12 protein-coding genes are annotated in these 14,149 nt (G+C 73.5%); 11 read left to right on the top strand and 1 reads right to left on the bottom strand.

What is annotated here, in order from left to right; translation table 11 throughout:
• Positions 1 to 9 precede the first annotated feature (9 nt).
• A complete protein-coding gene (locus ACY0I8_RS02260) occupies positions 10 to 1,515 on the bottom strand; it encodes a nickel-dependent hydrogenase large subunit (protein ID WP_461393403.1) in 1,506 nt (501 codons plus the stop codon).
• Between the two features lie 363 nt (positions 1,516 to 1,878).
• Here ACY0I8_RS02260 and mraZ point away from each other — a divergent pair, with 363 nt between their 5' ends.
• The 11 genes from mraZ (at position 1,879) to murG (ending at position 14,029) form a co-directional block, all read left to right on the top strand.
• Entirely contained in the window at positions 1,879 to 2,319 is a 441-nt protein-coding gene (gene mraZ, locus ACY0I8_RS02255) for a division/cell wall cluster transcriptional repressor MraZ (protein ID WP_459941818.1), read from the top strand.
• Positions 2,316 to 2,639 (top strand): STAS domain-containing protein, encoded by a 324-nt coding sequence (locus ACY0I8_RS02250; RefSeq protein WP_461393402.1) that lies wholly within the window; start codon positions 2,316 to 2,318, stop codon positions 2,637 to 2,639. The genes mraZ and ACY0I8_RS02250 overlap by 4 nt, the downstream gene beginning before the upstream one ends.
• Positions 2,626 to 3,585, top strand: a complete 960-nt coding sequence (gene rsmH, locus ACY0I8_RS02245; protein ID WP_461393401.1) for a 16S rRNA (cytosine(1402)-N(4))-methyltransferase RsmH — start codon at positions 2,626 to 2,628, stop codon at positions 3,583 to 3,585. The genes ACY0I8_RS02250 and rsmH overlap by 14 nt, the downstream gene beginning before the upstream one ends.
• The gene (locus tag ACY0I8_RS02240; protein WP_461393400.1) at positions 3,585 to 3,911 is read left to right on the top strand and encodes a cell division protein FtsL; all 327 of its coding nucleotides are present in this window, start codon (positions 3,585 to 3,587) and stop codon (positions 3,909 to 3,911) included. Before rsmH ends, ACY0I8_RS02240 begins: the two co-directional genes overlap by 1 nt.
• Positions 3,886 to 5,868, top strand: a complete 1,983-nt coding sequence (locus ACY0I8_RS02235) for a penicillin-binding protein (RefSeq protein ID WP_461393399.1) — start codon at positions 3,886 to 3,888, stop codon at positions 5,866 to 5,868. The genes ACY0I8_RS02240 and ACY0I8_RS02235 overlap by 26 nt, the downstream gene beginning before the upstream one ends.
• 744 nt (positions 5,869 to 6,612) lie before the next feature.
• Complete coding sequence (locus ACY0I8_RS02230) at positions 6,613 to 8,112, top strand: UDP-N-acetylmuramoyl-L-alanyl-D-glutamate--2,6-diaminopimelate ligase (protein WP_461393398.1); 1,500 nt, start codon at positions 6,613 to 6,615, stop codon at positions 8,110 to 8,112.
• The gene (locus tag ACY0I8_RS02225) at positions 8,109 to 9,461 is read left to right on the top strand and encodes a UDP-N-acetylmuramoyl-tripeptide--D-alanyl-D-alanine ligase (protein WP_461393397.1); all 1,353 of its coding nucleotides are present in this window, start codon (positions 8,109 to 8,111) and stop codon (positions 9,459 to 9,461) included. The genes ACY0I8_RS02230 and ACY0I8_RS02225 overlap by 4 nt, the downstream gene beginning before the upstream one ends.
• A 3-nt stretch (positions 9,462 to 9,464) precedes the next feature.
• The gene (mraY, locus tag ACY0I8_RS02220; protein WP_461393396.1) at positions 9,465 to 10,541 is read left to right on the top strand and encodes a phospho-N-acetylmuramoyl-pentapeptide-transferase; all 1,077 of its coding nucleotides are present in this window, start codon (positions 9,465 to 9,467) and stop codon (positions 10,539 to 10,541) included.
• Positions 10,538 to 11,884 (top strand): UDP-N-acetylmuramoyl-L-alanine--D-glutamate ligase, encoded by a 1,347-nt coding sequence (murD, locus tag ACY0I8_RS02215; protein WP_461393395.1) that lies wholly within the window; start codon positions 10,538 to 10,540, stop codon positions 11,882 to 11,884. Before mraY ends, murD begins: the two co-directional genes overlap by 4 nt.
• The gene (gene ftsW, locus ACY0I8_RS02210) at positions 11,871 to 12,971 is read left to right on the top strand and encodes a putative lipid II flippase FtsW (RefSeq protein WP_461393394.1); all 1,101 of its coding nucleotides are present in this window, start codon (positions 11,871 to 11,873) and stop codon (positions 12,969 to 12,971) included. Before murD ends, ftsW begins: the two co-directional genes overlap by 14 nt.
• Positions 12,959 to 14,029, top strand: coding sequence for an undecaprenyldiphospho-muramoylpentapeptide beta-N-acetylglucosaminyltransferase (murG, locus tag ACY0I8_RS02205; protein WP_461393393.1), 1,071 nt, complete (start codon positions 12,959 to 12,961; stop codon positions 14,027 to 14,029). The genes ftsW and murG overlap by 13 nt, the downstream gene beginning before the upstream one ends.
• The last annotated feature ends 120 nt before the right edge of the window (positions 14,030 to 14,149 follow it).

The following is a 14,149-nucleotide window of genomic DNA, read 5'->3' as shown; positions in this document are numbered from 1 at the left end:
CCTGGGGTGTCAATGGACCGCGCAGGCGATGCACGGGTCGAACGACCGGACCACCCGGGCCACCGCAAGCCCCGGGGGTTCCCCCTTCCGGGCCGCGAGGCCCTCGAGCGCCGTTTCCACCGGCCCGGGCGTTCCGGCGTCGTCCCGGGGCGAGAAGTTCCAGGTGGAGGGTACGACACACTGGTACCGGTCGATCCGAAACCCTTCCATCCGTGCCCAGTGCCCTAGGGCCCCGCGGGGGGCCTCCACGAGCCCGGCCCCGGCGCCGGACGGCCGGGGGGTGTAGGCTCCGGCCGTGGGCTTGCCGGGTTCCAGGCGGTCGAGCCATTCGTTCATCTTGCGGGCCAGGGCCCAGGCCTCCACTCCCCGGGCCAGGTGCCGGCCCAGGACGCCGGAGAGGGCCTCGACCCGGAGCCCGGCGGGCGAAAGCCAGCGCGTTTCCGCCTCCTTCACATCCGGGTGGCCCTGGGCGGCGGCGATCCGGACCCGTGCCAGGGGGCCCACCTCCAGGGGGCGGCCGCCATACCGGGGGGCCTTGAGCCAGGAGTAGGCGCCGGGCTTCCCAGGCTCGGGCTGGGTCGTGCCTTCGGCGGGCCGCGAGGGCCCTGCCGTCCGGTACCGGCTGTGGCCCACCTGTTCGGCGATGGCCTCCGGTCGCAGGGGCTCGAGGCGGCCGTCGGCCAGCACCCCCGGGGGAAGCCAGGGCCGGCCGTCGGCCTCCTCGAAGGCCCCGAAGGCCAGAAACGCCTCCGGTCCCTTACCCTCAAGCGCCAAGTGTGGAAGCTTCCTGCCGAGTTCCAGGAGGTCCGGGAGATACGCCGTCTCCAGGAACGTGAGGACCCGGCCGAGGTCGCTCCGGAACGCCTCCACCTCCAGGGGGTAGACCGGGGTCGTGACACCCCCCGGCACCAGGGAGGCCGTGTGGGGCATCTTGCCCCCGAACCGGGCGGCCATCCGGTGGCAGGCCTGGCGGACCTCGAGGGCGTTGAGGTAGTGGGCGAGCGCCGAGGCCGTCCACGGCGCGTCGGCCGGGAGCCCCCCCTCCCACTGGGGGAGAAACGGGGCGGCGGGGAGGACCCGGTTCGACCGCGCTTCCGCCTCGGCCCAGGCCCGCAGGGCGGCCAATCGAGGGTCGTCCCCCTCGTAGGCCAGGATCCCGGCCACGTCCACGAAATCGAGCGCGCTCAGGTGATAGAAGTGGAGGATGTGGCTCTGGAGGAAGTTCGCCCCCAGCACGAGGCTGCGAAGCAGCCGTCCGTTGGGGGAGACCGACAGCCCCAGCGCCTCCTCGAGGGCCCGGCACGAGGCCACGGCGTGGCTCACGGGGCAGACCCCGCAGATGCGCTGGGTGATCGCGGGCGCGTCCAGGGCGTCTCGGCCCTTCAGGATCGATTCGAACCCGCGAAACATCTCGCCGGCCACCCGGGCCTCGGCGAGCCGGTCGCCGTCCCAGCGGGTTTCGACCCGCAGGTGGCCCTCGATGCGGGTCACGGGATCGAGCACGAGCGTGGCCATGGGATGCCTCCTCCGAGATTCCTCCGAAACAGGACGTAGAAAGCCGCCGGAGACTGCCGGGGCGGACATGCTCCTCTATCGGCCGTGGGGAAGGGCGGCTTTATGGGGTTTGGAAAATTTTGAAAAGAAAGAGCATGGAAAATAACTATATAAGCCAGACATTCTTGCGTTCTCTTGGAGACGTGTTGCGAGTTGTTTCGCGACCCCCCCACCCCTGGCCCTTTCCTGCGCAGGAGGGGTTTCTGCTGCGCAGGCGGGATCTTTTCGGAAAAGCTCCTTGACAGGGGTGGGGCCGGTTTGTATAGTCCGCCCATGTTGTGGGATCAGGTGGGATAGAGTGGGGCACCAGGCCATGGAGGCCGCATGTTCCGGGGATGCTTCGAGCACACCATCGACGACAAGGGTCGGCTCAGCATCCCCGCGCGCTTCCGCGAGGCTCTGGAGACCACCTTCAGCGCCCCCCTGTACCTGACCCGCCACAAGGACTGCCTCGTCGCGTACCCGGCCGACGAGTGGCGGGCCCTCGAGGCCCGCATCAACGAACTGCCCGCCTTCGATCCCAAGATCCAGGCCTTCCGCAGGTTCTTCTACGCCCCGGCCCAGGAGTGCCCCGTGGACAAGGCGGGGCGGATCCTCGTTCCGCCGACGCTCCGGTCCTACGCGGGCCTCGACCGCCAGGTGGTGTTGGCCGGCATGGGAAAGAACTTCGAGATCTGGGCCAAGGAGCGCTACGACGCGGCCATGGACGCGGTGGCCGCCCAGTTCGACGAGATCGCCGGGGCCGTGGGAGGGCTGGGGCTGTGAGCCGCATCGTGCGCCGGACCCACCGGGGCGTGCCGGTGGTGCGGATCGAGGGGGAGCTCGGGCTCGACCGGGCCCAGGACTTCCGCCGGGCGCTCCGGGAGGCCCGGGGGGACCGGATCGTCGTGGATCTCCGGAAGGCTCGCCACCTCCACTACCGCATGGCCACGGAACTCCTGGAGCTGGCACGGCGCCGCCGGGTGGAGCTCGTGGGGCCGAGCCCGTATCTGCGGGAGATCCTGCGGTTCGTGGGGGGGGCCGACGGGGTGCTGCCGGAGTTTCGGACGCTGCGGGAAGCCCTGGAGGCCCATGACGCTGCCTGATGGGGGTTACCACGTCCCGGTGCTGGCCTGGGAGGCGGCGGACCTCCTGGTGACCGACCCCGACGGCCTCTATGTGGACGGAACCCTCGGCGGGGGAGGCCACGCCCGGGAGATCCTGGCGCGGCTGGGACCCGGGGGGCGGCTTCTCGGGCTCGATCGGGACCCCGACGCCCTGGCCCACGCGACCGCCTGGGCCGGGGACCCCAGGGTCCTCCTCCGGCGGGCCAACTTCGCGGACCTGCCGGCCGTCCTGGAGGCGGAGGGGCTGGGGGAGGTCACCGGGGTGCTCCTCGACCTGGGGGTGAGCTCCCATCAGGTGGACGAGGGGGAGCGCGGATTCAGCTTCCTGCGCGACGGCCCCCTCGACATGCGGATGGACCCGGAGGGGCCGGTGACGGCCGCCGACCTCGTCAACACCCTGGACGAGGCCGACCTCACCCGGATCTTCCGGGAGTACGGGGAGGAACCCCGGGCCTCCCGGGCGGCCCGGGCCGTGGTGGCGGCCCGGAGGAAGGCTCCCCTTCGGACCACGGCCGACCTGGCCCGGACGATCGAGCGGGCCCTGGGACGGCGCGGGCGGAAGCACCCGGCCACCCGGATTTTCCAGGCGCTTCGGATCGCCGTGAACCGGGAGTTGGAGGCCCTGGACCGGTTTCTCGAGACTCTGCCCGGGGTGCTCGCCCCCGGCGGAAGGGTCGTCGTGATCTCGTACCACTCGCTGGAGGACCGCCGGGTGAAGCGGGCCCTGCGGGATGCGGAGCCCCGGTGCCGTTGCCCCCCCGAGGCCCTTCGGTGCACCTGCGGCCGGCCGGGCTGGCTCCGGGTGCTCACCCGGAAGGTGGTTCGGCCGTCCGCCGAGGAGGTGGCTCGGAACCCCCGGGCCCGAAGCGCGCGCCTCCGGGCCGCCGAGCGGCTTGTACCCGAACGAGGTCAGGGAGGACAATGATGACCACCACCGCGCTCACCCGTACCCTGCGAGCCGAGGCCTGGATCGGATCTCTGTCGGGGGTCGTTCCGTGGCTCTGGAAGGCCGGTGCCTTCGGTCTGTGCCTCCTCGCGGCCCTCCTCTTGGTGACGCTTCGGATCCAGGCCACCCGACTCCAGTACGAGATGGACGAGCTCGTGCGCCAGAAGCAGGGGCTTTCCGAACGGCTCTCCAATTTGGAGGTGGAGCGGTCGGCCCTGGCCGCGACGCCGCGCATCGAGCGGGAAGCCCGCCGCCTCGGGTTCGTGGTGCCGGGCCGGGATGCGGTCGTCGTTCTCCCGAGGTAAGAAGAAGGCGTGCGGGCCGCTGCGGGGCGAGCGGGTCCGGCTGCGAATCGTAGGGGCGGCCCTCTTGGGGATCCTGGCCGCCGCCGGCCTGCGGGCGGCTTACCTCCAGCTCCGGCTGGCCCCCGAACTCCGGGCGCGGGCGGCCCGCCAGCATCAGGGCCAGATCGAGATCCTGCCCACCCGGGGGGCGATTTTCGACCGGAACGGCCGGGAACTGGCCTTGAGCGTGCCCGGCTGGAGCCTGTTTGCGGACCCCTCGGTGCTGTTGGAACGGGAGGAGGATCTCGCTCGGCTGGCCGAGATCCTGGGGCAATCCGGGCCCGAGGTGCGAAGGCGCCTGGAGGCGGGGGGAAGGCGGTTCGCGTGGCTCAAACGGGCACTGTCCCCCGGGGAGCTCGCCCGGGTGCAAGAGGCGGATATTCCCGGGACGGGTCTGGCCCAGGAACCCCTGCGGTTCTATCCCAAGCGGGCGCTCGCCGGGCAGGTGCTGGGGTTCGTGGGGGCCGACGGCAAGGGGCTCGGGGGCCTTGAGTTCGCGTTCGACGGGCTCCTCATGGGCCGGGAAAAGCGGGTGCTGGCGGCCCGGGACGCCCGGGGCCGGCTGCTTCTCCGAAACGCCCCCGATCCCCTGGAGGCGAGCGGGGGCAGCCTGGTCCTCACGATCGACGAGACCCTCCAGCACATCGCCGAAGAGGAGCTCGCCCGGGCGGTGGAGGCGAGCCGGGCCCGGGGCGGGGTGGCGGTGGTGGTGGAACCGGCCTCGGGAGAGATCCTGGCGCTGGCCCAGGTGCCCCCGTTCAACCCGAACGACCTGGCCCGAAGCCGGGCCGAGGACCGGAAGGTCCGGGCTGCGGTGGACGTGTTCGAGCCCGGGAGCACGATGAAGCCTCTCTTCGTGGGGCTTCTGCTCGACCGTGGCGCGGCCCGGCCCGGGGAGCGCATCTTCTGCGAGAATGGGGAGTGGCCGGTCCACGGCCGGGTCATCCACGACCACAAGCCCCACGGCTGGCTCACGGTCGAGGAGATCCTTCGGGTTTCGAGCAACATCGGGGTCGCGAAGCTCTCGGAGCGGATCTCCCCCGAGGACCTGTACGCCGGATACCGGAAGCTCGGGTTCGGCCGGGCCACGGGGGTGGAACTGCCCGGCGAGTCACGGGGGATCCTGCCGGAGCCGGGGAACTGGTCGCTCATGACCCCGAAGACCCTGGCCTACGGCCAGGGCATCGGGGCCACGGCCCTCCAGGTGGCCGGGGCCTTCGCCGCGCTGGCGAACGGCGGCGTGGGGATGCGGCTCCGGTTGGTGCGGGAGATCCGGGGGCCGGGCGGAGAGACGCTGGAGCGCGCCGAGCCCGAACCCGTGGGTCGGGCGTTCTCCACCGCCACGGCGGCCCGGCTCACCGAGATCCTGGAAGGGGTGGTGGGGCCGGAGGGCACCGCGCCCCAGGCGGCCGTGCCCGGGTTCCGGGCCGCCGGAAAGACCGGCACGGCCTGGAAGGTGGAACGGGGCCGCTACAACCCAAAGAAGGTGTGGGCGAGCTTCGTGGGCTACGTGCCGAGCCGGGCGCCGAGGCTCGTGATCCTCGTGGCGGTGGACGAGCCCACGAAGGGCCCCCGGTACGGGGGCGTGGTGGCCGGTCCGGCGTTTCGGGAGATCGCCCAGCGAAGCCTGGCCTATCTGGGGGTTGCGCCCGACGAGGCCGTTTCGGAGGCGCCCCAGCCGCCGCGGGGGAAGCCGAAGCCGGCGGACACGACGGCCGAGGTCCGGCCCGGCGAGATGCCGGACTGCCGGGGGCTCACGCTCCGGGACGCCGTGCGGGTCCTGGGCCGGGCCGGCCTGCTGGAGGATGCCCGCCTCCTCGGCACCGGATGGGCCGCCCATCAGGAGCCGGCTCCGGGCACGCGGGTGGAGCCCGGGACGAGTTGCACCGTGGTGTTCCGCCCCGCCTTCGACGGCTGACAAACGCCGATCCGAGGTCCCGGCGGGGGGGCGCGGCCCGAAAGCCCTCGGCCGTCCGGCCAGTTCGGGGAAGAGGGTCACGGAAGCCCCCGGGGCCTCTGCCGGGCCCCACAATACGGGACGGCAACGCTGGAATCGCTAAAGATTTTCGCCGGCTAGCCGCCAGGCTACCCAGCCGCCCGGCCAAGTGACTTGGAAGCTCCCGTAGGCCGCGGGGCGCAGCCAGCTCGCCAAGCCCTGCCACGGGGTAGGCGCCGGCGCGCGCTGGCGGGCGGGGCAAGGGGCCTCCCTCCGGCCGGGCGCGAGTGCCGGCACCCGAACCGCCGCGCAGCCCAGACCCCAGGCGGCGGCTCCATGGCCCACTCGCCCAGACGCGGCGGGTTCGTGGTGCGAGCGACGGAGGTACTGCGCGGCTTCTTGCGGGGGCCGCACCCGGCTCTCCGGGAGGCCCCTTGCCCCCCAAGACGCGGGCGACCGGCCCGTGTCAGTTGGAAGCTCCCCAGGGCCCCTGCGGGGCCCCGCTACGCAGGGCAGTAACGTCCGGGTCGGGGCCCGGGTGTGGGAGCGCCTTCCAAGGCGCGACCCGGGCCGAAGGCCCGAAAAGGCATTGTCGCGGCCTGGAGGCCGCTCCCACGGGTTGGGACAGCCGCTGGCGCTCGAATCAGCAATGATTTTGGCGTCCTAGCATCCCAGCCTCCTAACGTCCCAGCGGGAAGTTACTTGGAAGGAACGAAGACGTGACCGATGCGCCTCGTTGATCTGCTGGCCCACCTGCCGGGAGCAAAGCCCCTGGATCCGGGCGACCCCGAGATCCTGGGGGTGACCTGCGACTCCCGGAAGGTGCGCCCGGGGTACCTGTTCGCGGCCGTGCCCGGCACCCGGGCGGACGGCCACGCCTTCGCCCCTGCCGCGGCCGCGGCAGGGGCTTCGGCGTGTTTGGTGGCCCGGGAGGTGGCCGCGCCGGGGGCCGTGCGCGTCCTCGTGGCCGACCCCGAGGAGGCCCTGGCACGGGCGGCCGCGGCGTTCCACGGGCATCCCTCCCGCTTCCTTCGGGTCGTGGGGATCACGGGCACGAACGGGAAGACGACCACGGCGTTCCTGGTCCAGCACATCCTGGCCTGCGAGGGCCGGGTCACGGCGCGGCTGGGCACCGTGGGCTACGCCTTCCCCCGGGGGGACGAACCCGCTCCCCTCACCACGCCCGACGCCGAGACGCTCCAGGCCGCCCTTGCGCGGGCCCGGACCGAGGGCGCCCAGGACGTGGTCATGGAGGTGAGTTCCCACGCCCTGGCGCGCCAGAGGGTCGAGGCGACCCGGTTCGCGGCCGTGGCGTTCACGAACCTGACCCAGGACCATCTGGACTACCACGGCACCCTGGAGGCGTACTTCGAGGCCAAACGGCGCCTGTTCACCCGCTACGCGCCCGAGGCGCCGGCGGCCGTGAACGCCGACGACCCGTTTGGCCGGCGACTCCTGGCCGAGCTCGGCGGCCGCGCCGTGCCGTTCGGCGTGGGGGTGGGGGAGGGCGTTCGGGTGATGGTGGACGAGGAAGGGCCGTGGGGGTTCCGGGGAAGGGCGCGGTTCCGGGGGCGCGAGGCGCCCCTGGCGCTTCCCCTGGCCGGCCGGTTCAACGCGGCCAACGCCGCCTGCGCCTTGGCCTGCGCCGTGGCCCTGGGGGTAGACCTCGCCCGGGCCGCCGAACATCTGGCCACGGCTCCAGCGGTGCCGGGCCGGATCGAGGCCGTTCCCAACCGGCTCGGGATCGGGGTGTACGTGGACTACGCCCACACCCCCGACGCACTCGACCGGGTCCTCGAGACCGTGGCCGCCGTGACCCCGGGTCGGGTCATCGCGGTGTTCGGGTGCGGGGGCGACCGCGACCGCACGAAACGGGCCCCCATGGCCCGGGCGGCCGCCCGCCGGGCCCGGGCCATTGTGCTCACGGCCGACAACTCCCGGTCGGAACCGACGGAGCGGATCCTCGACGAGATCGAGGCGGGGATGCCAGGGGGGTGGCGGAGGGTCGAAACTCCGTCGGGCCTCGGGGCCGACTGGGCCTACGCCAGGGTAGCCGACCGGGCCGAGGCGATCCGGTGGGCCGTGGCCGCGGCACGGCCCGGGGACGCCGTGGTGATCGCGGGCAAGGGACACGAAACCACCCAAACCCTGGGAGACCGGGTGCTCCCCTTCGACGATCGGGTCGAGGCCCGCAGGGCCCTGGCCGAGCGGGAGGCGGCGGCGTGAGGTGGCGGCTCGGGGAGATCGCCGCGGCCGCCGGCGGGGAGCTTCGGGGCGGAGATCCGGAAGCCTGCGTGGAGCGGGTCCACACCGACACGCGCACCCTCCGGGAAGGGGACCTCTTCGTGGCCTTGGTGGGCCCTCGCCACGACGGCCACGACCATCTGGCCGAGGCCGCCGGGCGCGGCGCGGTGGCCGTGCTGGTCCACCGGGCGGAACGACTCCCGGATCTTCCGGCGGTCGTGGTTGACGACACCCTGCGGGCCCTGGGCCGCCTCGGGGCGGAGGCTCGCCGCCGGCTCGGGATCCCGGTGATCGGGGTCACCGGAAGCGCCGGGAAAACCACGACCCGGGAGCTCGCAGCGGCCCTCCTGCGGGACCTGGGCCACCGGGTTCTCACGAGCCCGGGCAACTGGAACAACCGGATCGGCCTGCCTCTGACCCTCCTGGGAGCCTCGGGCGATGAGACGGCGGCCGTCCTGGAACTCGGGATCAGCGAGCCGGGGGAGATGGCCGAGCTCACGGCCGTGGCCCGGCCAGACGTGGCCCTGATCACCTGTGTGGCCCCCTGCCACACCGAGGGGCTCGGCGGGCTCGAAGGGGTCGCGCGGGAGAAGCTGGCGATCGCCCGGGGCCTCCGGCCGGGGGGGACCCTGGTCCTGCCCTTTGGGGACGAGCGGCTTACGCCCCCTCCCGGCGTGCGGTGTCTCACCTTCGGGTGGGAGGCCGGGGCCGACGTCAGGGCCGAGGGGTTCCGGCCCCTGGGGGCCGAGGGCGTGGCGTTCCGGTTGGAGGGGCGGGAGGTCCGGCTTCCGCTCTTCGGCCGCCACAACGCCTCGAACGCCCTGGCCGCCTGGGCCGCGGTCAAGGCCCTGGGCCTCGGCCACCCCGACCCGGTGCGGGCCTGGGGGGAGGTGGCGTCGGCGCGGCTTCGGGGGGAGGTGCGGCGGACCCGATCGGGAGCCCGCCTCTACGTGGACTGCTACAACGCGAACCCCAAGGCCGTGGAGGCCGCCCTGGAGACCCTGGCCGAGCTCGCCGGAGGGGCCCGGATGCTCGCCGTGCTCGGGGAGATGCGGGAACTGGGGGATCTCTGCCGGGCCGGCCACGAGGCCGTGGGCCGGGCCGCGGCCCGGCTCGGGGTGGCCGAGCTTCACCTCCTGGGGCCCCGCACGGCCGCCGTGCGGGAGGCGGCCCTCGACGCCGGGATGCCGCCGGAGAGGGTCTGGATCTACGACGATCGGACCACGTTGGCGGCCGCCGTGGCCCGGCGGCTCCGGGAGGGGGACTGGGTGCTGGTGAAGGGAAGCCGTGCCATGGGGCTCGAGGCCGTGGCCGAAGCGCTGGAGCGATGACGGGTGCTGTACCGCCTCCTCTACGGGCTGAGCGACGCCTTCGGGCCCCTCAACGTGTTCCGGTACCTCACGTTCCGGAGCGTGGTCGGGATGCTCACGGCCCTCGTGATCGTGCTCTTCCTGGGGCCGGCCGTGATCCGGTGGCTCGCCCGGCTCAAGGTGGGCCAGGCCGTGCGGGACGACGGTCCCGAGCGGCATCTGGCCAAAGCGGGCACGCCCACGATGGGGGGCGTGCTCATCCTGGTGGGGGTGACCGTGGCGACGCTCTTCTGGGCCGACCCCATCGAGCCCCGGGTCTGGATCGTGCTCGGCATCACCCTGGGGTTCGGGGCCGTGGGATTCGCCGACGACTACCTCAAGGTCTCGCGCCGAAACAGCAAGGGCCTTCCGGCTCGGACCAAGTTCTGGAGCCTGGTGGCCGTGGCCACGGCGGGGTGCGTGGCCCTGTGGGCCCTTCCCGGGTTCGACACCCGGCTGTCCGTGCCCTTTTTCAAGACGCTGCGGCCCGACCTGGGGTGGGCCTACATCCCCTTCGCGGTGTTCGTGGTGGTGGGCGCCGGAAACGCCGTGAACCTGACCGACGGACTGGACGGCCTGGCGATCGGACCCGTGATCACGGCCAGCCTCACGTACCTCATCTTCACCTACGCCGCGGGGCATGCCCGGATCGCCGAGTACCTGCAGATCCCGTGGGTGCCGGGCGCCGGGGAACTGGCGGTGTTCTGCGCGGCCATGGCCGGGGCGGCCCTCGGGTTCCTCTGGTACAACGCCTACCCGGCCCAGGTGTTCATGGGGGACGTGGGGAGCCTGTCGCTGGGGGGGGCCCTGGGGGCCGTGGCCGTGGTGAGCAAGTTCGAGATCGTGCTGGCCGTGGTGGGGGGCGTGTTCGTGGTGGAGGCCCTGAGCGTCATGATCCAGGTGGCCTCCTACAAGACCCGCCGGAAGCGGGTGTTTCGCATGGCGCCGATCCACCACCACTTCGAGCTCAAGGGGTGGGCCGAACCCAAGATCATCGTGCGGTTCTGGATCGTTTCCATCATCCTGGCCCTCCTGGGCCTCACCACGCTGAAGCTGCGATGACCCAATCTGCCTACGAGGCCTCCCGGATCCTGGTGGTGGGGGCGGGCCGTTCCGGGCTCGCGGCGGCCCGGTACCTGGTGCGGGCCGGGGCCCGGGTGGAGGTCCACGACGACCGGCCGGTGGAGCTGCCGCCGGACCTGGGCGCGGACCTGCGGGGCCGTAGGCCCCTGGAGGAGTACGATCTGGCCGTGGTGAGCCCGGGCATCCCGCCCCGCCATCCGGTGTGGCGGGGGCTCCGGGAGGCCGGGGTGGCGGTGCTGGGGGAGCTGGAGCTCGCGGCCCGCCACCTGGCCTGCCCCTTGGTCGCCGTGACCGGAACGAACGGGAAGAGCACGGTCACCGAGATGTTGGGCCGGGTGTTCCGGGCGGCCGGCCGCCGTGCCTTCGTGGGCGGGAACCTGGGCACCCCCCTGGTGGAGGCGCTCGGGGGGGAGTGGGACCTGGCCGTGGCCGAGGTGTCGAGCTTCCAGCTCGCCACGGCCGAGAGCTTGCGGCCCCGGGTGGCCGTGCTCCTCAACGTGGACCAGGACCACCTGGACTGGCACGGGTCGGCCGAGGCCTACCGGGAGGCCAAGGCCGGGATCTTCCGGAACCAGGGGCCCGGCGACGCGGCGGTGGCCTTTGCCGACGACCCGGTGGCCTGGGGTCTGGCCCGGCGGGGGCGGGGGACGCTCTTGGGGTTTTCGGAGACGAGGCCCCAGCCGGCCGGGGCCTGGCTCGAGGGGCGCGAGGCCGTGGTCCTCCTGCCGGGGGAGGACGGGGTGCGTCTCCCCGCGGAGAAAGTGCTCCGGCAGGGCCGCCACCGGGTGCGAAACGCCCTGGCCGCCGTGGTGGCCGCGGGCTGGATGGGAGTGCCGCCCGAGACGGCGTGGGAGACGATCGGGTCGTTTCCCGGGCTCCCCCACCGCATGGAGGCGTTCCTGGAGTGGAACGGGGTCCGGTTCGTGGACGACTCCAAGGCCACGAACGTGCACGCCGCCCGGGAGGCCCTGGCGGCGTGCGCCGGCCCGGTGGTCTGGCTCGCGGGCGGCCAGGCCAAGGGCCAGGACCTCACCCCCCTGGCCGAGGCCGCCCAGGGGCGGGTGCGGGAGGCGATCGCCGTGGGGGAGGCCGCCCCGGAGTTGGTGCGGGTGCTCCGGGATGCCGTGCCGGTGCGGGCGTTCGACGGCTGGGAGGAGGCCGTCGAGGCCGCGGTGGACCGGGCCCGGCCCGGGGACGTGGTGCTCCTTTCGCCGGCCTGCGCCAGCTTCGACCGGTTTTCGGGCTACGCCGAGCGGGGGCGGGTGTTCCAGGACCTGTGCCGGCGGGCCGTGGAGCGGAGGGCCGACCGTGGGCGGGGCTGAACGCCGGGCCGACCCCTGGGTGATGGGCACGGCCGCCGTGCTCGTGGGGCTCGGGCTCGTGCTCGTGTACTCCTCGGCCACCCCCCGGGCGTTCGGGATCGGGGCCCAGGATCCCCTGTTCTACGTGAAGCGCTCGGCGGCCTACGCCGGGGCGGGGCTTCTGGCCATGGCCCTCATGAGCCGGGTGCGAACCGAGTGGCTTCGACCCCTGGCCTATCCGGCCCTGGCCCTGAGCGTGGGGCTCCTGGTCCTGTGCTGGGTGCCCGGGTTCGGCCAGGAGGTGAACGGGGCCCACCGGTGGGTCCGGCTGGGGCCGGTGGGGTTTCAGCCGTCGGAGATCGCGAAGTTCGCGGTGATCCTGTTCTTGGCCGACAGCCTGGCCCGCCGGGGCGACCGGCTGCGGTCGTTCGCCTACGGTTATCTGCCCCACGTGCTCATACCGGCCGTGCCGGTCGCGCTCATCCTGGCCGAGCCCGATCTGGGCACGGCGGCCCTCGTGGCCGCGGTGGTGCTGCTGGTCTGCTTCGTGGCCGGGGTGCGGCCGGCCCACCTGGTGGCCGGGCTGTTGCCGGCGGTGCCGGTGGCGGTATGGGCCCTGTGGTTCGTGCCCTTTCGAAGGGCCCGGATCCTGGCGTTCCTGGATCCGTGGAAGTACGCCCAGGACGAGGGGTTCCAGCTCGTCCAGAGCCTCCTGGCCTTCGGGATGGGGGGGCTCTGGGGCGTGGGCCTGGGCCGGGGTCAGCAAAAACTCTTCTACCTGCCCGAGGCCCACACCGATTTCATCCTGAGCGTCTGGGCCGAGGAGGCCGGGTTCGTCGGTGTGGCGGCGGTTCTCGCCCTCGTGGCCTTCCTGGTGGCCCGGGGCTGCTGGATCGCGGCCCGCCAGGCCGACCCCTACCGGCGGTACCTGGCCTTCGGCATCACCGCCTGGCTGGGGCTCCAGGCCGGTCTGAACGCGCTGGTGGTGACCGGGTGCCTGCCCACCAAGGGGCTCCCGTTCCCGTTCCTCTCCTACGGGGGCACCGGGTGGGTGGTGGACCTCGCCGCGGTGGGGGTGCTCGCGGGGATCGGCCGGTGCGACTCCTGATCGCGGGCGGCGGCACGGGGGGGCACCTGTTTCCCGGGATCGCCGTGGCCCAGGAGCTCCTGGGCCGGCCGGGCGGGCACGAGGTGGCCTTCGCGGGAACGGAGCACGGCATCGAGGCCCGGGTGGTCCCGGCCCGGGGGTTCCGGTTTTTCCCGGTGCGGGCGGCCGGGGTGGTGGGCAAGGGGCCGGCGGGGGCGCTCCGGGGGCTCGGCCGCACGATCCTCGGGCTCCGGGACGCCGCGGGCGTGATCCGGTCGTTTCGGCCCGGCGCCTGCCTCGGGGTGGGGGGATACGCGAGCGTGCCGGTTCTCGCGGTGGCCCGGGCGCGGGGGATCTTCACCGCGGTGCAGGAGCAAAACGCCTGGCCGGGGCTCGCGAACCGGGTCCTCGGCCGGTGGGCCCACCGGGTGTTCCTGGGGTTCGAGGAGGGCCGGGCCGGGTTCCCGGCGGGAAAGGCCGTGGTCACCGGAAACCCGCTGAGGCCGGAGTTCGCCGAACCCGCGCCCTACCCGGAGCGGGGGCAGGGGGAGCCGCTGCGGATCCTCGTGCTCGGGGGGAGCCAGGGGGCCCGCACCCTGAACCGGGCGGTGCCCGGGGCCCTCGGGCGTTTGACGGGGCCCGTCGAGGTGCTTCACCAGGCCGGGCCCGGCCGGGGGCACGAGGCCGCCTACGGAGGCCGGCCCGGCGTGCGGGTCGTGGAGTTCGTGGACGACATGGCCTCGGCCTACGCCTGGTGCCACCTGGTGGTGGCCCGGGCCGGGGCGCTGACGGTGGGGGAGGTGGCGGCCGTGGGCCGGCCGGCGGTGTTCGTGCCCTACCCCCACGCGGCCGGGGGGCACCAGGAGAAGAACGCCCGGGCGGCCGAGGCGGCCGGTTGGGCCGTGTGCCTGGCGGATGCCGCGTGCTCCCCGGAGCGTCTGGCGGCGGTCCTGGAGGACCTGGCCGCCGAGCCGGGCCGGCTCCGGGCCATGGCGGACCGGGCGGCGGCCTGGGCCCGCCGGGACGCGGCGGCCCGGATCGTGGACAAGCTGTTGAAGGCGGGAAGGCTAGAACGCTAGGAAGCTAGAAAGCCGGAAGGCGAAAACGCCAAGAACCGGTGCCTGCAGGTGAAGGGCTGGGGAGTCGGAGCGTTCCAGCCTTCTGGCCTTCCAGCTTTCCAGCCATGCCCAGAGGAAGCC

Source organism: Deferrisoma sp. (assembly GCF_054681715.1).
This window is presented reverse-complemented; position numbering and strand designations above follow the sequence as displayed.